The organism is Escherichia sp. WS1265, from assembly GCF_046487585.1.
Lineage (GTDB): Bacteria > Pseudomonadota > Gammaproteobacteria > Enterobacterales > Enterobacteriaceae > Escherichia > Escherichia coli.
Genome location: NZ_JBJQJE010000003.1, coordinates 167,069 through 189,863, shown reverse-complemented (window position 1 = coordinate 189,863; position 22,795 = coordinate 167,069). Strand labels below are relative to the sequence as shown.

Genomic DNA, 22,795 nt, shown 5'->3' with positions numbered 1-22,795 from the left:
CTTATCTTATTAAGAATGAGGTATCAGCTATGGCTTATCGCGACCAACCTTTAGGTGAACTGGCGCTCTCTATCCCTCGCGCTTCAGCTCTGTTTCGTAAATATGATATGGATTACTGCTGTGGCGGTAAGCAGACGCTGTCGCGCGCGGCGGCACGTAAAGAACTGGATGTTGAGGTCATTGAAGCTGAACTGGCAAAGCTTGCTGAACAACCGATTGAGAAAGACTGGCGTAGCGCCCCGCTGGCAGAAATCATTGACCATATCATCGTGCGCTACCACGATCGTCACCGCGAGCAGCTGCCGGAGCTGATCCTGCAAGCGACTAAAGTCGAGCGCGTTCACGCCGACAAACCGAGCGTGCCAAAAGGGCTGACAAAATACCTGACTATGCTGCATGAAGAGCTTTCCAGCCACATGATGAAAGAAGAGCAGATCCTCTTCCCGATGATCAAACAAGGCATGGGCAGCCAGGCAATGGGGCCAATCAGCGTAATGGAAAGCGAGCACGATGAAGCGGGCGAACTGCTGGAAGTGATTAAACACACCACCAATAACGTCACACCGCCGCCGGAAGCCTGCACCACCTGGAAAGCGATGTATAACGGTATTAATGAACTGATTGATGACCTGATGGATCACATCAGCCTGGAAAACAATGTACTGTTCCCACGCGCGCTGGCGGGTGAGTAATTTGTTCGATCAACGCACCTGGTTTACACAATCAGGTGCGTTTTCAAATGCTTTGAGTTATTCACCACTCCGGGACAATCTTTTGTATCTACTGAACTGGGAAAATTCATTATTCAGCCAATAATAAGTTCCTTCAACGGTTACTAACTTATTTTTTTCATTAATATAATTACTTATTCATCGCTCCTGTATAAGCCAGAATAAAATCACCCATTCCCTGGTTTTTACGTGTACATCCAGCTACCGCTACGCTTCCACCCACACCGACCCGCCATCATGGCGGTTCATCAGCGACCACAGCACATGGAATTTCTCGCCTCTTTTATACTCCCCCTCCATTTTCCTGTCCGTCCATTCTGGCATCTGCTCTCCCTGCTCCAGTGTCACCGTCGCTTGTCTACCTTCTACAAAAATCGACCACTCCCCGCTATGAGGACAAGCTTCACCGCTAAAGGCCGCTATCCGCTGCCGGTCTGTAACATACTGCGCTTCGCGCTGTGGCCAGTTGTACAACTCCTCCGGCATGCCCTGTGGGAAAAATCCCTCCGGCGGCACATTGATAAATCGGTTTGCCACCCGCCGTATACGTTTCCAATTGCATTTTGCCCACGCCCCGCTTTCCCAGTAATATTCTTGTATCCCAGCCTCGTTGACATACTTCGTTCGTACCCGCCCCTGCCAAGCCTCGGGAATATGTTCACTCCGGTACAACAGTTGGGCGCTGGCATCTGGGATATCCGGCAGATACAGGCCAGCCACCGTTACCGAGTCATCCTCACGCAGGTATACGCTACTATCCAGCTCATACAACGGTAATTGCATCGGCAGGGCCAGCGGGCCGTGCAGACTTTCCTCATAATAATAAGTCAGTTCGCCGTCATACCAGTATCCGCCCGAGGTACGTCTGATTAAATTATTATAATGTGCACCTCGCCATTTCAGTCTGTCATACTGTTTTTGCGCGGCGAGTGACATCCAGTCCGACGGATAATCAATTAGTCCTTTCATATCACTGCTAATATTGCCCCCGGATTGCAGTACCCGCAGGTCCCCCTGCTGTAGCTGAATAAAGTCATACTGTACCGACTTTAAAGTACTGCGGATATTGGGCAACACTCGCCCGCCCCAGACGACGTCAATCTGCTCGCACAGCGGACGACGGCGCACATCCAGCGGCATGGTCTTGCTCCACTCTGCCACCTGTCGCTCGCACAGCTCGACAAACTCCTGCCAGCCCTCAAAACGACGCCGATAATATTCCGGCGACATTATTCTTTCCAGCAACCAGCACTCCTGTGGATGTAATATAGCCACTTTATCTCCTGATTTATTAATTAATTGTCTATTGATACTTTTATTTCGGTACATAAATATTTGTTTGCAACTGAGACACAGCTATATACATATCCACTTCATCTATCATCGGTACGCTGACCGTCAAAATAGACGCTGCGTTTATCGGCAGCGAAAGCACCGAATGCCTGAAAACTGGCGGCATCGACATTAGGTTCACCGGGCGGATTTTTCAGGACTTTGCCAGACCAAAGAACAGAGCGTCCATCGGTGAGCCAGGTATGCTGGCAATTATTCCGATCATCGCAATCGAACTTATCGGGATTAAAATCGGACAGTAAGCGGGTTTCTTGGTTATTGGCTAAATTGGCAATACGCCAGAGGCGGGAAAAATTAACGCCCGGCAGTTCGGAGAGGATCTCATCCTTTTCTCCCTTCTGTTCGGCAACATAAACCGTGCCTTTCTCCTGCTGGCGGTAATAAAAATCTGCGCCCCAGGAAGGTGAAATGGAGAGAGGTAATGCGGCGATTAATAACCAACTGTGCTTAGCCATAGTGAACTCTGCAATGAGTGGCAAAGATCCACGGTAAGCCCGCGCCTGAGAGCTGTCGATGACGGGAAGTATTTTTAGGAATGTATAAAGACAAAGGAGATTGCTGACAAAGTGTGCTTTGTTCATGCCGGATGCGGCGTAAACGCCTTACCCGGCCTACAAAAGCACGCAAACTCAATATATTGCAGAGGTTCTGTAGGCCTGATAAGCGTAGCGCATCAGGCAATTTTGCAGCCTGAAAGACACCCGCAGGTGCCTTAGCGGCATTACTTCGCCATGCGTTTTTTACCAATAAACAGCCAGCCCAACCCCAGCGCGATAAACCACAGCGGGGTAACCAGCAGCGCCTGGCGAGTGTCATCTTCCAGTGTCAGCAGCACGATCACGAACACAAAGAACGCCATACATACCCAGCACATCAGCTTGCCGAGCGGCATCTTGTAGATCGACTTCTCATGCAGATGAGGACGCTGTTTGCGATACACCAGGTACGAGCAAAGGATAATCGTCCAGACGAACATAAACAGAATCGCGGAAACCGTCGTGATCATCGTGAACGCGCCAATCACGCTGGGATTCACATACAGCATCACCACGCCGCCGAGCAGACAGATGCAGGAGAAGGTCAGCCCTTTCGCGGGTACTGCGCGCTTAGAGAGTTTAGCGAACGCTTTCGGTGCAACACCTTCCTGGGCCAGGCCAAACAGCATACGGCTGGTAGAGAAGACGCCGCTGTTAGCGGAAGACGCCGCAGAGGTCAGCACCACAAAGTTGATCACGCTGGCAGCCGCAGGCAAACCCACCAACACGAACAGTTCAACAAACGGGCTTTTCTCCGGGACTACCGAACTCCACGGCGTCACGGACATAATTACAATCAGCGCGAAGACGTAGAACATAATGATACGGATCGGAATAGAGTTAATTGCACGCGGCAGTGATTTCTCCGGATCTTTGGTTTCCGCAGCGGTTGTACCTACCAGCTCAATCCCTACGAAAGCGAAAACCGCTATCTGGAATCCGGCAAAGAAGCCACTTAAACCTTTCGGGAACCAGCCGCCATCATTCCACAAATGCGCGAATGACGCTTCCACACCAGTCGGTGACTGAAAGTGCATCGCCACCATAACCAGGCCGACGACAATCAGCGACACAATGGCGACGATTTTGATCATCGCAAACCAGAACTCCATCTCACCGAACATTTTCACGGTGGCGAGATTGAGCGTCAGCAGCAGCACTATCACCGCCAGCGAGGCGACCCAGTCGGAGAGATCGGGGAACCAGAACTGAGCATAAGCCGTGATCGCCACCACGTCTGCCATACCGGTTACAACCCAGCAGAACCAGTAAGTCCAGCCGGTGAAATATCCTGCCCACGGCCCGAGTAAATCGGAAGCGAAGTCACTAAAAGATTTGTATTCCAGATTCGAAAGCAGCAATTCCCCCATTGCCCGCATCACGAAAAAGAGCATAAAACCGATGATCATATAAACGAAAATGATCGACGGCCCGGCAAGGCTAATCGTTTTGCCAGACCCCATAAACAACCCCGTACCAATGGCACCGCCAATGGCAATAAGCTGAATATGTCGGTTTGTGAGATTGCGCCGTAGCGACTGTTCAGCCGGAGCCTGATCATCGGCAACGACTTTTACCTGATCTACCATGTTTTTTTCTTCCTGTACCTGTCTGTGTTGTTCAGGCTCTACGGCCTTTAGTCAGTCTATGATACGACGAATCTGTATCGGGACTCATCGATATTAGGTAACAATACGCGGGATGAATACTAAGATTTAGATCTAATGTTAATTTTATGTTTAAAGTGAGTGTCATATCACGGTGATAACGCGAAACAGCTCACAAAAATACACGCTTACGGGGTCTTTGCAACACAAAATAGCGCCGTTTGGCAAACTGAAGGGTTTATTGCTGAATGCCTGCTCCCCTCTGGTTCGAGGGGAACAGAATGCGCTGCTTAGAGGATTTCCAGCAGTTCGACTTCAAACACCAGGGTGCTGAACGGAGGGATGGATGCGCCTGCGCCGCGCTCGCCATATGCCAGTTCCTGCGGGATAGTCAGTTCCCATTTAGAACCTACCGGCATCAGAGTCAGTGCTTCAATCCAGCCAGGGATCACGCCATTAACCGGAAATTCAGCGGGTTCACCACGAGCAACGGAGCTGTCAAACACGGTGCCGTCGATCAGTTTACCGGTGTAATGAACACGAACGCGGTCGGTACGTGCCGGAATTGCGCCTTCACCCTGGTTGATCACGCGGAATTGCAGGCCAGATTCGGTGCTATTCACACCTTCTTTTTTGGCGTTTTCTTCCAGGTATTTCACACCTTCAGCAGCCATCGCCTGGAAACGCTGACGACGAACGGCATCGGCGCGCTCGTGGATTTCACGCAGCGCGCGATGCACCACATCAACCGGAACAGCCGGATGTTTGCCTTCCAGCGCATCGGCAATACCTGCAACCAGTGCTTCTGGCAGCAGCCCTTCCAGGCCAGATTCACTCAGTTGTTGCCCTACCTGCAAACCAATGCCGTAGCTTGCTTGCGCTTCGATGGTGTCAAAAGTTGGGGTGGTCATCGTATTTCCTTTCTTAGGGTATAAAAGTAGCGGGCAGCATATCAGCCACACTTCTTTGGGTAAAACTTTGTCGCAGGAATGATGACAAATCCCGGGGAAAAAGAAACAATAGCAATATCCCGTATGAATATAATAAAGGCGGGTTTACCACGGACATCATAGCGTTAGCTTATTCATAGGCTATGATTGAGGAACAAGACGCGGAGCAGGAGGAAACCATGCCCGGGCGCTTTGAACTAAAACCAACCCTGGAGAAAGTCTGGCACGCGCCGGACAATTTTCGCTTCATGGACCCGCTGCCGCCGATGCATCGTCGGGGGATCATTATTGCCGCCATTGTATTGGTGGTCGGATTTCTGCTTCCATCTGATGATACGCCCAACGCGCCGGTGGTGACGCGTGAAGCGCAGTTAGATATTCAGTCGCAATCACAACCGCCGACAGAAGAACAGCTGCGGGCGCAATTAGTCACCCCACAAAATGATCCTGATCAGGTGGCTCCGGTCGCTCCAGAACCTATACAGGAAGGCCAGCCAGAAGAGCAGCCGCAAACTACCCAAACGCAACCATTCCAGCCAGATAGCGGAATTGATAATCAATGGCGCTCTTACCGTGTCGAACCCGGTAAAACGATGGCGCAACTGTTCCGCGACCACGGACTGCCCGCTACCGATGTCTATGCAATGGCGCAGGTAGAAGGCGCGGGTAAGCCGCTGAGTAATTTGCAAAACGGGCAAATGGTGAAAATCCGCCAGAACGCCAGCGGCGTGGTGACGGGCTTAACCATTGATACGGGGAATAATCAACAGGTCCTGTTCACCCGCCAGCCGGATGGCAGTTTTATTCGTGCGCGGTAGATGAAGGGTCAACCAAAAGCCAGCTAAGGATTGTCTCTTTGATGACCTTACGTCTGGCTTCCAGTGCCTGGGGGGAAACCATACTGATATGTTGACATCCTCCACGCCCTGAAGGACGTGGATCCCTGCTACGTTCAGGCTGTCGCCTGAATCATTTCGGTGGGTTCCTGCTTCAACGAGCGGCCTGACTGCACCATCTCTCCACAGGCAAGAACGGCGTGCCCCGCCGCTAAAATGTTACGAGCGCCATTTACATCGGCGTTCGCTGTATATCCACATGCCTGGCATCTGAATTTACTTTGTGACAGGCGATTTTCTTTCGCTGTATGACCACAGCACGCGCATCGCTGGCTTGTGTACGCTGGCGGAACAGCAAGCACCTGACCGCCACGCCAGAGCTGCTTGTACTCAAGCTGGCGGCGCATTTCATACCAGCCCTGATCCAGTATCGAACGGTTTAAACCTGATTTTGCCCGGACATTGCGCCCCGGCTGGCTGACCGTACCCGCTGCTGACTTTGACATGTTGCTGACCTTCAAATCCTCAATGACTATCATTGCGTGGTTTTTGCTGACGGTCGTTGTGACTTTGTGAAGGTAGTCCCTGCGGATATTTGCGATACAGGAATGCAGTCGCTGTATTTTGCGTTTCTGCTTCTGCCAGTTGTTGCTGAATTTGACCTTGCGGCTTAACTGTCGCTGAAGTCTCGCCAGCGTCTTCTGGTTTTTCTGAAAACTGTTTACAGGCTCAAAGACTGTGCCATCTGACAGCGTGGCGAGTTTAGCCACGCCAGCATCCAGCCCGACCATTGATGCTGAAGGGTGATCCGGAGTTGATACTTCACTTTCTGTCTGAATACTGATGTACCACTTACCGCAGGACTGGCTGACAGTGACATTTTTTACAACACCCGTGACCTGACGGCTGTTCCGGTAGCGCATCCAGCCAAGTTTCGGCAGAAAAATACGGCTGTTTTCCTGATCGAGCTTAACGCCCTGCGGGTAGCGGAATGCATCATTCTGTCCCCGCTTTTTGAATCGGGGAAAAGCAGCCCGCTTCCGGAAGAAGTTTTTGTAAGCCCGCTCAAGGTCTTTCAGTGACTGTTGCAATGGCTGTGAGGGAGAATCTTTAAGCCATTGCGTTTCAGTGGCATTTTTCCACTCAACCAACCAGGAAGCCATTTTCCCGTAAGGGATGTATTTATTACCGGCCTCATGATTCTCATTCTGAAGCGCCAGAGCACGATTGAAAACGAAACGACATGCGCCTGCGAAGCGCCTCATTTCACACTCCTGTTGACCACCTGGTCTTAACTGGAATTTAAATGCCTGTAATCGTTTCACAGGTCAAATGATACTTTGGTCTGTGAAAAAAGAAACCGATATCCGGCGTGGAAAGCATTGTGTTTTCCTGATGCATGTTCACCTGGTCTTTGTCACCAAATACCGACGCCAGATTTTTGACCATGACGCGAAAGAAAAACTACGCACTTACTTTTCAAAGGTATGTGCTGATTTTGAAGCTGAACTGGTTGAAATGGATGGCGAACCAGATCACGTCCATTTGTTAATTAACTATCCTCCCAAACTGGCGATATCCAGTCTGGTAAACAGCCTCAAAGGCGTATCGAGTAGGTTACTGCGACGAGATCGACCAGATATTGCAGTCAGGTATTACTACAAAGGCGTTTTGTGGAGTCCTGGCTATTTTGCCAGTAGCTGCGGAGGTGCGCCAATATCCGCCATCCGTCAATACATTGAACAACAGCAAACACCTGGTTAGGTGGAAAACCGCGCCTTATATCCCCGCCCTGAAGGACGGGGTTTTACGGCGCACTGGATAAACCAGGCCAAGCGTATGCTGGTTGATCAAATAATATCCCCCAAGCGCAGCAATATTAATATTCACCTGCAATGGGTCGCTATCTGCCTTAAAAATATTGTGTTTCTTCCCTTCATCCAATAATTCCATTAAATGCAAGTGCGCATGATTAATTTCTAAGAGACGCTGTGATTTTGCATAATGCACACCTTTACTTTGGTTTTCACTATGCACAATTTTTAAAAACCTGGGATTAGCAATATAATAACCCCAGGTAAAATCGATGATTTTTTCAATGGATTTTTGTGGCTGGTTAACCTGCTGATTAACGAACGCACCGATACCGACAGCGTAGAATAATTACATACCGCACAACAAGAATGTATGGTGTAAGGCGTTGTCAGTCATCTCCCTCCCTGGATGCATCGTTATATCCGTGATGAGCGATTTTTGATATTAATATCTTTCACCATCCGCTATCTTCACTACTTCAGAAAACAAACTTATTTTTATTAATATCGATTATTTATTCTGTGCACATTCAGCTGCGATATTTATAAAAAAATTAAACAGGCAAAAATACAATGACATTACCAACGACTATTTATTCATTTCCTGCATATTCACCCCGTTTTTCGTCCACCGACAAACCAGTAAAATTAAAATTTCATCAATACGCACGCGCTACATTACTTTCAAATCGTGGAAGAGATCATAATTGCGATGGCAGACATACTGTTGAGATCCACAAACTAGATCTCTCAGACTGGCAAGCATTCAATAAACTAGCGATGGCGTGTAATGCTTACGATGGAATAACAATGAATGGTGATAATTCTTTTGGATGGAACCATGAAGCTACATTAGATAATATTCACGCCCAGAAATACAATAAAGCTTACGCGGGTGCGAGGTTAACCGCAGAACTGAAATATTTATTGCAAGATGTCGAATCCTTCGAACCCAACAGTAAATACACAATACACGAGGTTGTTTTGGGTCCAGGTTATGGTACTCCAGACTATACCGGCCAATCGATAGGATACGTTGTAACCCTTCCTGCCCAAATGCCTAATTGCTGGTCATCTGAACTACCAACAATCGATCTTTATATCGACCAACTTCGCACTGTTACAGGCGTTTCTAATGCCCTCGGATTCATCATTGCTGCATTGCTAAACGCGTATTCTGATTTACCCCATGATTTGAAAATTGGTCTGCGTTCCTTATCAAGTTCAGCAGCAATCTACTCGGGTTTGGGTTTCGAGCGAGTGCCGCAGGACCGAGACATAAGGTGCGATCGTATGCATCTAACGCCAGCAAACCATCCTGAATTATGGACACAAGAGAATGGTGAATGGATCTACTTGCGAAACTAATACCTAACGAAAAATAGAAAGCAAAACGCCGACCAGTGGTCGGCGTTTTTACGTCTCGTTGAATAACGAATTATTCAGCTACTACGTTTACGATCACTTTCGCGAATACTTCGCTGTGAACCTGGAAGCTCACTTCGTGTTCGCCAGTGGTACGCAGAACGCCGTTCGGCAGACGAACTTCGCTCTTAGCCACTTCAACGCCAGCTGCAGTTACAGCGTCAGCGATGTCGCGAGTACCGATGGAACCGAACAGTTTACCTTCGTCGCCAGCTTTAGACGCGATGGTAACAGTTTCCAGTGCATTGATTTTCTCAGCGCGAGCATTAGCAGCTGCCAGAACTTCAGCCAGTTTAGCTTCCAGTTCAGCGCGACGTGCTTCGAAAAATTCAATGTTTTTCTTGGTAGCTGGAACAGCTTTACCCTGCGGTACCAGGAAGTTACGAGCATAGCCCGCTTTAACATTTACCTGATCACCCAGGCTACCCAGGTTTGCTACTTTATCAAGCAGAATAACTTGCATTACCTTATCCTCTCAAAGTCGTATTAATGGACCGTGACCGATTACTGATGGCGATCAGTGTACGGCAGCAGGGACAGGTAGCGAGCGCGTTTGATAGCGCGAGCCAGCTGACGCTGGTATTTTGCACGGGTACCGGTGATACGGCTTGGGACAATCTTACCGCTTTCGGTGATGTAGTTTTTCAGCGTAGCGATATCTTTATAGTCGATCTCTTGAACGCCTTCCGCGGTGAAACGGCAGAACTTGCGACGACGGAAATAACGTGCCATATGGCTAGTCTCCAGAATCTATCAATTCAATCTGCTCGGCATGCAAAACCATTTTGCTCAGTCCGTTCTTTGCCTTGTGGCATGAAATGAACCCCTGAACGGTTATGCGACTGCCGACCGTTATACTGTGAGTAATGGCCTGGTTTTCGTGTCCGCTAACAATAACGGGCATTTGACACCATGCCTGCCGGTGAAAGCCGGCTTCCTCCTGCACAGAACGATGCTCAAGCACGAACTGGCAGTGAGGAATTCCTGATGGACTGACCTTTCGAAGGGGAGTCCTGCACACGGTGCCGGACAACACCAGACGGTTGGTCATCAGAAATTACTCTTCAGAATCCCCAGCTTCAGCATCATCAGCGGTTTCGTTTGCGAAATCATCGCGACGCTCACGGCGCTCGTCTTTCGCTTTAACCATCGGAGATGCTTCGGTAACAGCGTGCTTGGTACGCATAACCATGCTGCGGATAACGGCATCGTTGAAGCGGAAGGTAGTTTCCAGCTCATCGATCACTTCCTGCGGAGCTTCAACGTTCATCAGAACGTAGTGTGCTTTGTGCAGTTTGTTGATCGGGTAAGCCAGCTGACGGCGGCCCCAGTCTTCCAGACGGTGGATCTTGCCTTCTGCACCAGTGATGGCAGCAGTGTAGCGCTCGATCATGCCCGGAACCTGTTCGCTCTGGTCAGGATGGACCATAAAAACGATTTCGTAATGACGCATCGAATTGCTCCTTACGGATTATTCAGCCTCCTGTCTGGGTCAGCCGAATCCCGGGGAGGCAAGGAACGTGTTAAAGGTCGGCTGAAAAATGACGCGTTATAGTACTTGTATGCCCCGCTAAACTCAAGGCCAGCCGACAAATAAATCTCATCCTTCACCAAATCGTACTAACACGCTGATTTGAAGTTCATCACACTTCATCATGGTGTTTTTTTGAACAACTGCATCAGAAATGGTCACCATCAACTTCTTTATCATTGATTAAAATTAAATCAGAAGATCATCACAGAGGAGAGCACACAAAGTCAGCCGTTGAGGAGGTATCTATGTTCAGTCGTGTTTTAGCCCTTCTGGCTGTGCTTTTGCTAAGTGCAAATACATGGGCAGCCATTGAAATTAATAACCACCAGGCCAGAAATATGGATGATGTGCAAAGCTTAGGCGTGATTTATATCAACCATAACTTCGCCACTGAAAGTGAAGCACGTCAGGCATTAAATGAAGAGACCGATGCGCAGGGCGCAACGTACTACCACGTGATTCTGATGCGGGAACCGGGAAGTAACGGCAATATGCACGCCAGCGCGGATATTTATCGCTAGCACCAGGTATAACCAACGAAACATTGCCATAGTTTGCTTTGCCCCCTTCGCAGGGGGCTTTTTTTGAAAAACGGCTGCGGAATTAGACCAGTTATCTCCCGAAGAAGGAAATTTCCGCAGCGCGTGTTTTACTTCTGCCCGTAATAAGCGTTGGGACCATGCTTACGCATGAAGTGTTTATTCATAAGATAGCTGTCGATGTGATTCAGTTGTGGGTTAATGCCGCGGGCAATCCACGCCATTTTCGCCACTTCTTCCATCACCACCGCGTTATGCACCGCATCGTGGGCATCTTTCCCCCAGGCGAACGGTCCGTGCTGATACACCACAATTCCCGGCGTATGCAGCGGCTCGGCGTTGCCCAGCGTTTCGATAATCACTTTGCCAGTGTTCAGTTCATACTCACCCTGCACCTCTTCTTCGCTTAATCCACGCGTACACGGGATATCACCAAAGAAGTAGTCAGCGTGCGTGGTGCCTAACGCCGGGATCGCCAGCCCCGCCTGCGCCCATGCGGTGGCATGAGTGGAGTGGGTATGGACAATGCCGCCAAGCGACGGGTGACGACGGTAGAGTTCGAGATGCGTCGCAGTGTCGGAAGATGGGCGATACTCCCCTTCCACCACCTTGCCGCTCATATCAACCACCACCATATCGGCCGCTTTCATGGTTTCGTAGGCAACGCCGCTGGGCTTGATCACCACCAGCCCGCGTTCGCGGTCGATAGCGCTGACGTTGCCCCAGGTAAAGGTCACCAGCCCGTAGCGCGGCAGATCCATGTTGGCTTCAAACACCTGCTGTTTTAGCTTTTGCATTATGCCGCCTCCACCATGCCAGCTTTGGCCATGCGCGCTTTCACCCAATCACGCGCTTTCGCCACTTCTGCCGCCGGGTCTTCCGCCGTTTCGCTCCACATCTCAATCAGGTACGGCCCGCAATAGCCACTCTGTTTGAGCGTTTCGAAGCAACGTTCAAAATCCACTACACCTTCGCCAAACGGCACGTTTTTGAAGACGCCTGGTTTGGTGTCTTTCACATGCACCGCGACGATATGCCCAATTCCGGCCTGCAATTCCATCTGCACGTCGTTGTCCCACGCCGACAGGTTGCCGATATCCGGATAGAGCTGGAACCACGGGTTGTTGAGATAGTGCGCATAGCCCAGCGCCTTGCTGATGGAGTTCATCAATGGATAATCCATGATCTCCATTGCCAGCGTCACCTGCGCGCGGCTTGCCATCTCAACGCTCTCTTTCAGGCCGTCACGGAAACGACGACGCGTTTCGTTATTGGCTTCCTGATAGTAAACGTCATAGCCCGCCAGTTGGATTACGCGAATGCCAACGTCCTGGGCGAACTGGATAGCTTTACGCATAATCTCCAGCCCCTGCGCCCGTACCGCGTCATCTTCGCTGCCCAGCGGGAAACGACGATGAGCAGAAAGGCACATAGACGGTACACGCACGCCGGTTTCAACAATCGCATTCACCAGCGCCAGACGCTGCTCGCGGCTCCAGTCGAGGCGCGAAAGGCGATCGTCCGTTTCATCTACCGACATCTCGACAAAATCGAAGCCTAACGTTTTTGCCAGTTGCAGGCGTTCCAGCCAGCACTCCCCGCCCGGGAGCGCTTTTTCATAGATGCCAAGCGGGATTTGTTTGGACAACATATCCGCTCCTTAGCCCCACAGTTCGGCAATGGAACGTTTGAACTGACGTGCGGCTTCCACCGGAGAAGCGGCATCACGGATGCTGCGGCCAGCGATAAACACGTGAATCGGAATGCCTTTGAACAGCGGCAGATCTTCCAGCGCCAGGCCACCGGTGACGGTCACTTTGAAGCCCATATCGGAAAGACGTTTGATCGCGGTGATATCTGCTTCGCCCCACGCCACGCCTGCGGCCTGTGCGTCACGGCTGCGGTGATAAACCACCTGTTGAATGCCTGCGTCGCGCCACTGTTGCGCCTGTTCCCAGGTCCAGTAGCCGGTCAGTTCGATCTGCACGTCGCCGTTAAACTCTTTTGCCACGTCCAGCGCGCCCTTGGCGGTGTTGATATCTGCACAGCAAATCACGGTCACCCAGTCAGCGTTGGCTTCAAAGCACATACGAGAAAGGATTTTGCCCGCATCGGCAATTTTGGCGTCTGCCAGTACGATTTTGTGCGGGTAAAGCGCTTTCAGATCGCGAACCGCACGCACGCCTTCGCCCACGCACAGAATGGTGCCCACTTCGATAATGTCGACTTCTTCGGCAATCAGGCGAGTGGTTTCGTAGGCGCTATCCATAGTCTGGTTGTCCAGCGCGACTTGCAACATCGGTAATGACATTTTCAATTCCTTCTTAAGCTGCCGCGTTGGTGCGGTCAATGAGATCCAGTACTTCCTGCTCGGTACGGCAGGCGCGTAAACGGTCGAAATTCTCTTCATCTTCAAACAGGTTAACGATCTGCATGATGCCCACTTCCTGATGAGTGTTGGCATCGACCGCCGCCATGGTGATGAGGATATCCACCGGATCGTTATCTTCGTGGTTGAACTCCAGCGGCTTTTTCAGCGTCACTAGCGCAAAACCGGTTTTCTTAACGCCCTCTTCCGGGCGACCGTGCGGCATTGCCAGGCCTGGTGCGAGCACAAAGTACGGACCGTGCTGTTCAACCGCATCCAGAATCGCCTGGTAGTAACGCGGCTCGACAACATCCGCCGCCACCAGCAGGTCAACGCCGATTTTTACTGCGTCCTGCCATGTCTCAGCTTCAGCCTGCAGGCGGATGGATTTATTCTCCGCCAGCGAATCACGTAATTTCATGGCGCGTCCTTACTTCACATCCTGCGGGAAATGCTCTTTGATCACTTCCAGCAGTTTCGGGCCAAAGTCGGCAGGAGAGAGCATGTTGCGCACACCAACCACGTATTTGTTGCCGGTCACGGTGATTTCGCCCGCAATGTGCGTAGAAGCGATGATGATATCCGCGCCGCTCAACTCGCTTTTGTATTCGCCAACCGCGCAGCTGTTTACCGTGTGGTCAATGTTTGATTGGGTTAAAAACTGGTCCACTTTCATCTTCATGATCATGGAACTGCCTTGTCCGTTGCCACACACAGCCAGAATACGTACGGTCATAATCAAAACTCCTTATTAAGCAGACTGTTCTGCCAGTTGTTTTTCTGCATCTTCTTCTGCGCGCAGTGCGCGGCCAGCGAAGAACATATAAGCCAGTGCAATTACAATGATGACGGCCATAAAGGCGATACCGACGGAGAAGAAGCCCTGCATCATCGGCGGTGCCAGAATCGACCAGTCCGCCATGCCCATCCAGGCACTCATACCAGTGAGTTTCACCGCCCAGACGCAACCAAAGATTTCGATCATCCCCATCACCAGACAAATCTTCAGTGCCGCACGCCAGCCGCCGAAGTGGTTAGCGAACACGCCGATGGTGGCGTTGGAGAAGAACATCGGGATAAAGCCGGGAATAATCAGGATCGAGGAACCGCAGGCGACCAGGATGCCAACCGCAATCAGCTGACCGATGGTGCCCCACATAAAGCCCCAGACAACGGCGTTCGGCGCGAAGCTATAGATAGCCGCACAGTCAATCGCCAGAACCGCACCAGGGATCAGGCGCTGGGAGATACCGTTAAACGCTTCAGAGAGTTCCGCCACAAACATGCGCACACCCTGAGTGATGATGAAGATCGCCACCGCGAAGGAGAAACCGGTTTGCAGGATATAGACCGTCCAGTGCACTTTGCCTGCCATCGCCTGCACGGTGTCGATACCGAAGGAGAGCAGAATGGCACCAAAGAAGATGGTCATGACAATCGCCGTGGAGACGATGTTGTCGTGGAAAATATTCAGCCAGCCTGGCAGTTTGAGGTCTTCAACGCTTTCCTCTTTTTTGCCGAGGAACGGCGCAACCTTATAGGCAATCCATGATGCAAACTGTTGCTGGTGACCGATGGAGAAACCGCAGCCGTCCGTCACTTCCTGAGTCGGCTTGTACATCATGTTGGAGGTAATGCCCCAGTAGAGCGAAACCAGAATCGCCGTGCAGATAATGGTCGTCCACATGGAGTAGCCGAAAATAAACAACGTAACGGCAATCAGCCCCGCCTGCTGGAACATGATATGACCAGTCAGCATGATGGTACGAATACCGGTAATGCGACGCAGCAGCACGTAACAGATGTTCAGCGCCAGCGCTAACAACACCGCGTAACCTACCCAGCTATAGGCATCGCCCATGCGGTCGATGGTTGCCATCATCGACGCGTAAGTATCGGAAATTGCGCCGTTAATGCCGTAGACTTCGGACATTTTCGCCACCACCGGTTTGAAGGTGCTGGTGAGGATGCCGGACCCTGCCTGCAACAACATGAAACCAATTATGGTTTTAATCGTGCCTTTAATAATAACGCTGACACTTTTGCGCAGTAGGATGTAGCCCAGACAGGTCACAATACCCAGCAACAACGGGGCATTGGTCATGACCTGGTTAAAAAACACGGTAAAGATGTTGTAGAGGATCTCCATAACGATCTCCTGAAGAAGAGGTAACCAGGTATTCCACACACCCGGAATGTTGTGCACTCACTCTAATTTTCAAAAGTAATCACAACAAGATTAATTATGATTAAATGTGACGCGACCCGCAAATAATTCCACATGGATAGAGTAGGATTCACACAACGAAATAATTATTCATTTAAATTCATTTAGTTAATTGAATTACACATTCCATTAAATCTTTCCACACTCAAAATCAATAACAACTTCCCTGGCAAAAAGTCAAAAAATGGTCATTGCCTTCCTGAAAAAATAGTGTCAGGATTAATCAAAACCAATCATATGTTGATTCGAATTGAACTATCATGAAGGTAAATGGCGATGAGTAAAGTGAAAAGTATCACCCGAGAATCCTGGATCCTGAGCACTTTCCCGGAGTGGGGTAGCTGGCTGAATGAAGAAATTGAACAAGAGCAGGTCGCCCCTGGCACATTTGCGATGTGGTGGCTAGGCTGCACTGGGATCTGGCTGAAATCAGAAGGTGGCACCAACGTTTGCGTTGATTTCTGGTGCGGCACTGGCAAACAAAGTCACGGTAACCCGTTAATGAAACAGGGTCACCAGATGCAGCGCATGGCTGGCGTGAAAAAACTGCAGCCAAACCTGCGCACCACCCCGTTTGTTCTTGATCCGTTTGCGATTCGCCAGATCGACGCGGTACTGGCGACTCACGATCACAACGATCATATCGACGTTAACGTCGCTGCTGCCGTAATGCAGAACTGTGCTGATGACGTACCGTTCATTGGACCGAAAACCTGCGTTGATTTGTGGATTGGCTGGGGCGTACCGAAAGAGCGTTGCATCGTGGTCAAACCTGGCGATGTTGTAAAAGTGAAAGACATTGAAATTCATGCGCTTGACGCTTTCGACCGTACTGCACTGATCACCCTGCCTGCCGATCAAAAAGCGGCTGGCGTACTGCCAGATGGCATGGACGATCGCGCAGTAAACTACCTGTTCAAAACCCCTGGCGGTTCCCTGTATCACAGTGGCGATTCCCACTACTCTAACTATTATGCGAAGCACGGTAACGAACATCAGATCGATGTGGCGTTAGGATCGTATGGTGAGAACCCGCGCGGTATTACCGACAAAATGACCAGCGCCGATATGCTGCGTATGGGTGAAGCCCTGAATGCGAAAGTGGTTATCCCGTTCCACCACGACATCTGGTCAAACTTCCAGGCCGATCCGCAAGAAATCCGCGTGCTGTGGGAGATGAAAAAAGATCGTCTGAAGTATGGCTTCAAGCCGTTTATCTGGCAGGTGGGCGGCAAATTTACCTGGCCGTTGGATAAAGACAACTTCGAGTACCACTATCCGCGTGGTTTCGATGATTGCTTCACTATTGAACCGGATCTGCCGTTCAAGTCATTCCTGTAATCTGTCGTTTATACCGGATAGCGTGGAGTAGTTCGCGCTATCCGGCGTAGTATTTCCTGGCTATTTCAAATATCATCTAAAAAAATCAAATTTTATCGGAATAGCTCATGACTGAAGCACAAAGACATCAAATCCTCCTGGAAATGCTCGCACAATTGGGCTTTGTGACCGTTGAGAAAGTCGTTGAGCGTCTGGGAATTTCGCCTGCCACTGCGCGACGCGATATCAATAAACTTGACGAAAGCGGCAAACTGAAAAAAGTGCGCAATGGCGCAGAAGCTATTACCCAGCAGCGCCCACGCTGGACGCCGATGAATCTGCATCAGGCGCAGAATCACGATGAAAAAGTACGTATTGCTAAAGCGGCCTCGCAGCTGGTTAATCCGGGCGAAAGCGTAGTCATCAACTGCGGCTCCACCGCGTTTCTGCTTGGGCGGGAAATGTGTGGCAAGCCAGTGCAAATCATCACTAATTATCTACCGCTGGCAAATTACCTGATCGATCAGGAGCATGACAGCGTGATCATTATGGGCGGACAGTACAACAAAAGTCAGTCCATCACTTTAAGCCCGCAAGGCAGCGAAAACAGTCTCTATGCCGGGCACTGGATGTTTACCAGCGGCAAAGGGCTGACAGCAGAAGGGTTGTATAAAACCGATATGCTGACGGCAATGGCAGAGCAGAAGATGCTAAGCGTGGTAGGGAAACTGGTGGTACTGGTTGATAGCAGTAAGATCGGCGAACGCGCGGGAATGCTTTTTAGCCGTGCCGATCAAATCGATATGCTGATCACCGGCAAAAATGCTAACCCGGAAATCCTGCAACAACTGGAAGCGCAAGGGGTCAGCATTCTGCGTGTTTAAAGATGCTGGCGGAAAAATGTCACGGCAGCATCTAACGCCTCAGGCGTAATGCGGTGACGCACGCCTGGCTGCCATGAACAGGTTAGCAGTTTATCCCGTCCCGTCTCGCTTAAGGCCTGCTGCAAACGTAGTGATTCGTCGGCAGGCACGACGTCATCGTCAAGGCCATGCCACAGCAGTAGAGGTCTGTCAGCAAGTTGTTCCAGGTGGTTTGTCGCTTCCCACTCTGCCAGCTGCGCGACAATGTTATTGGATTCATTCTGCTGTGCTGCCGTTTCAGGTATCAGCGGTGGAAACAGTGAACGGGCGAGCGATGTAAAATAGCCCGATCCCATCATGCTGGCGGTACATTTCACCGTGGGGTGGCGAGCAGTAATTCCCAGTGCCGTCATCGCGCCCATCGACGCGCCACCGACTGCCAGACGGTCAGCAAGCAGCCAGTTTTCTTCGGCTATTGCCGCACGTAACGTAGTGAATTCCTGCATACTTTGTAGCAAAATTTGCCAAAATTGATTTAACCGCCGCGCTGCGTCGCCCCTAAAACGGCTACCGTGATCGGGCGCATCCGGCATGATCACTCGCAAACCAGCCTGCGCCAGCGCAACGGCAAAATAGCTATACACCAGACTGGACGAAGTAAAGCCGTGATAAAAAATCACGCACGGTAACGGGGTATCTTTTTGCCCGACAGGATAAGCATGAAGAATGGGAATATCTGCCAGCTCGCGTGATTCTATTTCAATCATCTGTCTCTCCTTTTTGTCTGGTATGACATGAAGAAATCCTTAGCACAAGTTTCTGCTGGCGGTATTAGTTCATAATGTTGAGATGTGGGTTACGCTTTCGTCACGTTTTCATTCGAAAATCGCGTACCAGGTAACAATTCGGGAACATTCCCCCAAAGTTAAATTAATAAGGCACTACACTATGGTTAGCAGGAAACGTAATAGCGTTATTTACCGGTTTGCCAGTTTATTATTGGTGTTGATGTTAAGTGCCTGTAGCGCACTGCAAGGTACGCCACAGCCAGCACCGCCAGTAACCGACCATCCGCAAGAGATTCGCCGCGACCAGACGCAAGGGTTACAGCGAATAGGTAGCGTAAGCACGATGGTTCGGGGTTCTCCGGATGACGCATTAGCAGAAATCAGAGCGAAAGCTGTCGCTGCAAAAGCTGATTATTACGTTGTCGTCATGGTGGACGAAACCATCGTGACAGGACAGTGGTATTCACAAGCCATTTTGTACCGTAAATAAATCAGACAACTTACATAGTCAGCTTTACATTGCTTTGCGTCCCTATGCGTTTACCTGTGCACAATAAATTACCGGCTGGAAGCTCGGGCGTTTATTACCGCGATGGAATGCCCTGCAACATGTGGGGAAACGAAAAATGGAGCTGACGATGAAACAATTACTTGCCTCACCCTCGCTGCAATTAGTGACTTATCCTGCGAGCGCCACGGCACAGTCTGCAGAATTCGCCAGTGCTGACTGCGTGACGGGCCTGAATGAAATAGGTCAGATCTCAGTTAGCAATATTTCAGGGGATCCGCAGGACGTGGAACGTATCGTGGCGTTAAAGGCTGATGAACAAGGTGCGTCATGGTACCGCATTATTACCATGTACGAAGACCAGCAGCCTGATAACTGGCGCGTACAGGCGATACTGTATGCATGAGTATCATCTACAGCAAATGAACAATGCCGGATGCGGCGCGAGCGCCTTGTCCGGCCTACAATTTTCACATATTTCATTGAGTTAATTGAAACCAGCGTTGCATCAGTCGTATACGCTTACACAAACACTCCCCCCGTCGCCCGCAGCAATAAATCATTCTGGATCTGCTCTGACAACCGTACGCCGCCGCGCGTATCTAACATCACCTGACACCATGCCTGCGCCATTGGCGGAGAGGCATATTTCAACATTTGCGCACCGCAGCCCAGCAGGAATAGCTGATGAGTAATCTCTCGCCCCAGTTCTTCAGCAGGCTTACGCAGCTGCTGCTGTAAACGACGAACTGCGCGATCAAAATAGCGATCCTGCCCTTTCACTTCCACAAATGCTTCCGACAATAAGTCGTATACGCCCGCCTGCTTATTGAGAACGCGCAGCACATCCAGGCACATAATATTGCCGGAACCTTCCCAAATACTGTTTACCGGCATCTCCCGGTAAAGCCGCGGCAGCTCGCTCTCCTCGCAATAACCAATGCCGCCCAGCACCTCCATCGCTTCGGCCACAAACGGCATACCTCGTTTGCAGATCACAAATTTCGCCGCAGGCGTAAATAAACGCGCCCACAGGGCTTCTTTGGCATCGGTACGCCGGTCCCACGCTCGCGCAAGACGAAACAGCAACGCCGTTTGCCCTTCAAGCTGAAGTGCCATGCGACTTAAGACATGACGCATAAGGGGCTGTTGGATCAATGGATTACCAAAAACATGGCGTTGATGTGCATGATAAATCGCCAGCGAAAATGCACGGCGCATCATGGCATGGCTACCCAGGGCGCAATCAAAACGCGTCATCCCACCCATTTTCAGGATCAGACGAATTCCTTCCCCTTCCTGCCCCAACAACCAGCCAATGGCATCCTGAAACTCCACTTCGCAGCTGGCGTTAGAGCGATTACCCAGCTTATCTTTCAGCCGCTCGAGGCGAATCGCGTTGCGTTGCCCGTCAGGCAAAAAGCGCGGCACAAAAAAGCAGGACAACCCGCCCGTAGTCTGCGCCAGCACCAGATGCGCATCGCTTTGCGGCACCGAGAAAAACCATTTATGCCCCACCAGCCGATAAGAACCATCGTCCAGACGCTCTGCGCGGGTGGTGTTGCTCATGACATCGGAACCGCCCTGCTTTTCCGTCATTCCCATGCCAATCAACAAACCGCGTTTTTGCCCACCTGGCAATAAGTGAGAATCGTAGCGATCGCTCAACAGCGGCGTGGTCCAGTCCTGAAACGGCGCGGGTAACATCTGTAACAGCAATGGCGTGGCGGCAAAGGTCATGGTTATCGGACATAACGACCCTGCCTCAACCTGTGCGTGCAACATAAAACGCGCCGCGCGCGCCACAAATGCGCCGGAGCGAGCGTCTTCTTCCCAGGCAAGATTGTGCACCCGGTTGGTACATAGCGCCTGCATCAGCAAGTGCCAGGCGGGGTGAAAACGCACATCGTCCAGATGGCGTCCTTGCGCATCGTAGCGCAATAATTCAGGCGGATTCACATTCGCCAGCCGTCCCAGTTCAAGAGATTCAGCCGTTCCTAACTGCTGACCAATACTGGCTAGAAAATCGCTATCCCAGCCAGCACCTTCACGCGTTACCGCTTCGCAGAGCGCGCCATCAGACAGATATAAGTTGCTGTTATTTAATGGTATAGGTTGATTAAAAACGGTGTGAGTTTGCCAGTGCACTGTGTCTCCCTCCATCAATGGCAGTCACCCTTAGTATGGTCACTGCCATGGATTCCTGACAGAAAGAGATTGCTAAAACATTCTTATCCAGCAATGTAATGCGGAACGAAACGTGAGGTGTCTTTGGTGATCAGCGTGTTATCTTCACGGATCCCCATTCCGCACGCTTCATCATCGACAATCCAGCTACCGATGAGTGTGTAGCTATCGCCAAATCGCGGCAGAGGTTGAAACGCCTGGTAGATCATCGGTTCATCGGCGTAATCACCATCAGCGTGGTCAACGACGTTATTCTGACCGTCGAAAATGGTGACGTTTCCGCCTTCGCGTGAGTAGATCGGTTTACGCACATAGCTTTCGCCAGCGGCAATCTGCGGTTTTTCGCCCTCAAACCAGGATGCAAGAAGGTTAGGATGACCAGGAAAGAAGCGCCAAAGCAGCGGCATTAACCCTTTGTTGCTCAAGATACTTTTCCATAACGGCTCCACCCATTGCTCGCGGCGCTTGCGCAGCAGCGGACCGTTATCGTCACGCATCATCCACTCCAGCGGATACAGCTTAAATGCACGCTGGATGACATTATCATCAAGATCGGTCAGCACACCGCCGACGCCCAAACCGAGATCTTCAATGTAGATAAACCGCGACTCCTGCCCTGCCTGCTGGGCGCAGTCCTGCAAATACAGCACGGTAGTCCTGTCTTCATCGGTGTCCTGACAGCAGCAAAAATAAAACGGTTCCCGACTGTAAAGCTCACTAAAGCGCGAAATCAGGCGTTCCTGAATAGCATTGTACTGATCGGCATCACGCGGAATAATGCCGCTGCGCCGGGCATCTTCCAGCCACAGCCACTGGAAATAAGCCGATTCATACAACGAGGTTGGCGTATCGGCGTTGTACTCCAGCAGCTTCACCGGCGCATTGCCACACCAGGCAAAATCCATCCGGCCATACAGCGAAGGATCGCGTGCGCGCCAGCTTTCGGCGATCACATCCCAGTACAACGGCGGGATCGCCAGTTGCGTCAGGATCTCTTCGTCTTTAACCGCGCGATCCACCACCTCAAGGCACATCTGATGCAGTTCCGCAGTCGGTTTTTCGATCTGCTCTTCAATCTGGCGCAGAGTAAAACGGTAAGCCCGACTCTCGTCCCAATAGATTTCATTGTCGATGATATGAAAGTCGAAACCGTTGTCAGCGGCGATCTGGTCCAGATCCCGCCGCACAGGAACGTTGTGTCTTAGCATG

26 protein-coding genes and 3 pseudogenes are annotated in these 22,795 nt (G+C 50.8%); 9 read left to right on the top strand and 20 right to left on the bottom strand.

The annotated features are described in order from the left end of the window. The first annotated feature begins 29 nt into the window (after nucleotides 1-29). Nucleotides 30-692, top strand: coding sequence for an iron-sulfur cluster repair protein YtfE (ytfE, locus tag ACJHX3_RS04840; RefSeq protein WP_000331465.1), 663 nt, complete (start codon nucleotides 30-32; stop codon nucleotides 690-692). A gap of 246 nt (nucleotides 693-938) precedes the next feature. Here the strand turns inward: ytfE and ACJHX3_RS04835 are convergent, their stop codons facing one another. The 4 genes and pseudogenes from ACJHX3_RS04835 to fklB form a co-directional block, all read right to left on the bottom strand. Further along, on the bottom strand, nucleotides 939-2,006 hold the full coding sequence (locus ACJHX3_RS04835; protein ID WP_001345317.1) for a hypothetical protein: 1,068 nt from the start codon (nucleotides 2,004-2,006) through the stop codon (nucleotides 939-941). A 104-nt stretch (nucleotides 2,007-2,110) separates the two neighbouring features. Continuing rightward, nucleotides 2,111-2,539: pseudogene (locus tag ACJHX3_RS04830) on the bottom strand (hypothetical protein); the annotation flags it as partial. A gap of 266 nt (nucleotides 2,540-2,805) precedes the next feature. Next, the gene (gene cycA / locus ACJHX3_RS04825; protein WP_000228344.1) at nucleotides 2,806-4,209 is read right to left on the bottom strand and encodes a D-serine/D-alanine/glycine transporter; all 1,404 of its coding nucleotides are present in this window, start codon (nucleotides 4,207-4,209) and stop codon (nucleotides 2,806-2,808) included. Between the two features lie 308 nt (nucleotides 4,210-4,517). Next, the gene (gene fklB, locus ACJHX3_RS04820; RefSeq protein WP_000211225.1) at nucleotides 4,518-5,138 is read right to left on the bottom strand and encodes an FKBP-type peptidyl-prolyl cis-trans isomerase; all 621 of its coding nucleotides are present in this window, start codon (nucleotides 5,136-5,138) and stop codon (nucleotides 4,518-4,520) included. Nucleotides 5,139-5,356: 218 nt separating this feature from the next. Here fklB and ytfB point away from each other — a divergent pair, with 218 nt between their 5' ends. Then, complete coding sequence (ytfB, locus tag ACJHX3_RS04815) at nucleotides 5,357-5,995, top strand: cell division protein YtfB (protein WP_001119478.1); 639 nt, start codon at nucleotides 5,357-5,359, stop codon at nucleotides 5,993-5,995. Here ytfB and ACJHX3_RS04810 read toward each other — a convergent pair. Then, nucleotides 5,979-6,086: pseudogene (locus ACJHX3_RS04810) on the bottom strand (TetR/AcrR family transcriptional regulator); the annotation flags it as partial. The gene ytfB and the pseudogene ACJHX3_RS04810 sit on opposite strands and share 17 nt — an antisense overlap. A 43-nt stretch (nucleotides 6,087-6,129) precedes the next feature. Continuing rightward, the gene (locus ACJHX3_RS04805; RefSeq protein ID WP_001468889.1) at nucleotides 6,130-7,338 is read right to left on the bottom strand and encodes an RNA-guided endonuclease InsQ/TnpB family protein; all 1,209 of its coding nucleotides are present in this window, start codon (nucleotides 7,336-7,338) and stop codon (nucleotides 6,130-6,132) included. A 7-nt stretch (nucleotides 7,339-7,345) separates the two neighbouring features. On the opposite strand from ACJHX3_RS04805, the gene tnpA reads away from it, so the two are divergent. Continuing rightward, complete coding sequence (gene tnpA, locus ACJHX3_RS04800; protein ID WP_000604902.1) at nucleotides 7,346-7,777, top strand: IS200/IS605 family transposase; 432 nt, start codon at nucleotides 7,346-7,348, stop codon at nucleotides 7,775-7,777. 36 nt (nucleotides 7,778-7,813) lie between these two features. On the opposite strand, the pseudogene ACJHX3_RS04795 reads toward tnpA, so the two are convergent. After that, nucleotides 7,814-8,125 (bottom strand): annotated as a pseudogene (locus ACJHX3_RS04795) (TetR/AcrR family transcriptional regulator); the annotation flags it as partial. Nucleotides 8,126-8,400: 275 nt separating this feature from the next. On the opposite strand from ACJHX3_RS04795, the gene ACJHX3_RS04790 reads away from it, so the two are divergent. Then, on the top strand, nucleotides 8,401-9,195 hold the full coding sequence (locus tag ACJHX3_RS04790) for a DUF2686 family protein (protein ID WP_001468891.1): 795 nt from the start codon (nucleotides 8,401-8,403) through the stop codon (nucleotides 9,193-9,195). A gap of 70 nt (nucleotides 9,196-9,265) precedes the next feature. Here ACJHX3_RS04790 and rplI read toward each other — a convergent pair whose 3' ends face one another. The 4 genes from rplI to rpsF are packed head-to-tail and all read right to left on the bottom strand — an operon-like array spanning nucleotide 9,266 to nucleotide 10,705. After that, a complete protein-coding gene (gene rplI, locus ACJHX3_RS04785) occupies nucleotides 9,266-9,715 on the bottom strand; it encodes a 50S ribosomal protein L9 (RefSeq protein ID WP_001196062.1) in 450 nt (149 codons plus the stop codon). A gap of 41 nt (nucleotides 9,716-9,756) precedes the next feature. Further along, nucleotides 9,757-9,984, bottom strand: a complete 228-nt coding sequence (gene rpsR / locus ACJHX3_RS04780) for a 30S ribosomal protein S18 (protein ID WP_000135199.1) — start codon at nucleotides 9,982-9,984, stop codon at nucleotides 9,757-9,759. Between the two features lie 4 nt (nucleotides 9,985-9,988). Continuing rightward, entirely contained in the window at nucleotides 9,989-10,303 is a 315-nt protein-coding gene (priB, locus tag ACJHX3_RS04775) for a primosomal replication protein N (RefSeq protein ID WP_001296681.1), read from the bottom strand. 6 nt (nucleotides 10,304-10,309) lie between these two features. After that, the gene (gene rpsF, locus ACJHX3_RS04770) at nucleotides 10,310-10,705 is read right to left on the bottom strand and encodes a 30S ribosomal protein S6 (RefSeq protein ID WP_001216676.1); all 396 of its coding nucleotides are present in this window, start codon (nucleotides 10,703-10,705) and stop codon (nucleotides 10,310-10,312) included. Nucleotides 10,706-11,031: 326 nt separating this feature from the next. Between rpsF and yjfY the strand changes: the two genes are divergently transcribed. Next, nucleotides 11,032-11,307 (top strand): DUF1471 family protein YjfY, encoded by a 276-nt coding sequence (gene yjfY / locus ACJHX3_RS04765; RefSeq protein WP_000492914.1) that lies wholly within the window; start codon nucleotides 11,032-11,034, stop codon nucleotides 11,305-11,307. A gap of 128 nt (nucleotides 11,308-11,435) precedes the next feature. On the opposite strand, the gene ulaF is transcribed toward yjfY, so the two are convergent. Genes ulaF through ulaA form a run of 6 tightly spaced genes read right to left on the bottom strand, consistent with a single transcriptional unit; the run spans nucleotide 11,436 to nucleotide 15,842 of the window. After that, complete coding sequence (ulaF, locus tag ACJHX3_RS04760) at nucleotides 11,436-12,122, bottom strand: L-ribulose-5-phosphate 4-epimerase UlaF (RefSeq protein WP_094308587.1); 687 nt, start codon at nucleotides 12,120-12,122, stop codon at nucleotides 11,436-11,438. Continuing rightward, on the bottom strand, nucleotides 12,122-12,976 hold the full coding sequence (ulaE, locus tag ACJHX3_RS04755; RefSeq protein ID WP_000949555.1) for an L-ribulose-5-phosphate 3-epimerase UlaE: 855 nt from the start codon (nucleotides 12,974-12,976) through the stop codon (nucleotides 12,122-12,124). The genes ulaF and ulaE overlap by 1 nt, the downstream gene beginning before the upstream one ends. Nucleotides 12,977-12,985: 9 nt before the next feature. After that, nucleotides 12,986-13,636 (bottom strand): 3-keto-L-gulonate-6-phosphate decarboxylase UlaD, encoded by a 651-nt coding sequence (ulaD, locus tag ACJHX3_RS04750; protein ID WP_000056760.1) that lies wholly within the window; start codon nucleotides 13,634-13,636, stop codon nucleotides 12,986-12,988. 13 nt (nucleotides 13,637-13,649) lie between these two features. Further along, nucleotides 13,650-14,114, bottom strand: coding sequence for a PTS ascorbate transporter subunit IIA (gene ulaC, locus ACJHX3_RS04745; protein WP_000776505.1), 465 nt, complete (start codon nucleotides 14,112-14,114; stop codon nucleotides 13,650-13,652). Nucleotides 14,115-14,123: 9 nt separating this feature from the next. Beyond that, nucleotides 14,124-14,429, bottom strand: a complete 306-nt coding sequence (gene ulaB, locus ACJHX3_RS04740; protein WP_000218362.1) for a PTS ascorbate transporter subunit IIB — start codon at nucleotides 14,427-14,429, stop codon at nucleotides 14,124-14,126. A gap of 15 nt (nucleotides 14,430-14,444) precedes the next feature. Next, entirely contained in the window at nucleotides 14,445-15,842 is a 1,398-nt protein-coding gene (gene ulaA, locus ACJHX3_RS04735) for a PTS ascorbate transporter subunit IIC (protein ID WP_001366527.1), read from the bottom strand. 354 nt (nucleotides 15,843-16,196) lie between these two features. On the opposite strand from ulaA, the gene ulaG reads away from it, so the two are divergent. Continuing rightward, the gene (gene ulaG, locus ACJHX3_RS04730) at nucleotides 16,197-17,261 is read left to right on the top strand and encodes an L-ascorbate 6-phosphate lactonase (protein ID WP_001295191.1); all 1,065 of its coding nucleotides are present in this window, start codon (nucleotides 16,197-16,199) and stop codon (nucleotides 17,259-17,261) included. Between the two features lie 107 nt (nucleotides 17,262-17,368). Next, nucleotides 17,369-18,124: an HTH-type transcriptional regulator UlaR gene (gene ulaR / locus ACJHX3_RS04725; protein WP_000133631.1), complete on the top strand. Its 756-nt coding sequence runs from the start codon at nucleotides 17,369-17,371 to the stop codon at nucleotides 18,122-18,124. On the opposite strand, the gene yjfP is transcribed toward ulaR, so the two are convergent. Continuing rightward, entirely contained in the window at nucleotides 18,121-18,870 is a 750-nt protein-coding gene (yjfP, locus tag ACJHX3_RS04720; protein WP_000569673.1) for an esterase, read from the bottom strand. The two genes, ulaR and yjfP, sit on opposite strands and share 4 nt — an antisense overlap. Nucleotides 18,871-19,051: 181 nt before the next feature. On the opposite strand from yjfP, the gene bsmA reads away from it, so the two are divergent. Both bsmA and yjfN read left to right on the top strand, forming a co-directional pair. Next, the gene (bsmA, locus tag ACJHX3_RS04715; protein ID WP_000254636.1) at nucleotides 19,052-19,381 is read left to right on the top strand and encodes a biofilm peroxide resistance protein BsmA; all 330 of its coding nucleotides are present in this window, start codon (nucleotides 19,052-19,054) and stop codon (nucleotides 19,379-19,381) included. A 148-nt stretch (nucleotides 19,382-19,529) separates the two neighbouring features. After that, entirely contained in the window at nucleotides 19,530-19,805 is a 276-nt protein-coding gene (gene yjfN / locus ACJHX3_RS04710) for a DUF1471 family protease activator YjfN (RefSeq protein WP_000811566.1), read from the top strand. Between the two features lie 116 nt (nucleotides 19,806-19,921). Here the strand turns inward: yjfN and ACJHX3_RS04705 are convergent, their stop codons facing one another. Both ACJHX3_RS04705 and ACJHX3_RS04700 read right to left on the bottom strand, forming a co-directional pair. Then, complete coding sequence (locus ACJHX3_RS04705) at nucleotides 19,922-21,547, bottom strand: isovaleryl-CoA dehydrogenase (protein ID WP_094308589.1); 1,626 nt, start codon at nucleotides 21,545-21,547, stop codon at nucleotides 19,922-19,924. An 83-nt stretch (nucleotides 21,548-21,630) separates the two neighbouring features. Next, nucleotides 21,631-22,794, bottom strand: coding sequence for a glutathionylspermidine synthase family protein (locus tag ACJHX3_RS04700; RefSeq protein WP_000943966.1), 1,164 nt, complete (start codon nucleotides 22,792-22,794; stop codon nucleotides 21,631-21,633). Nucleotide 22,795 lies beyond the last annotated feature (1 nt).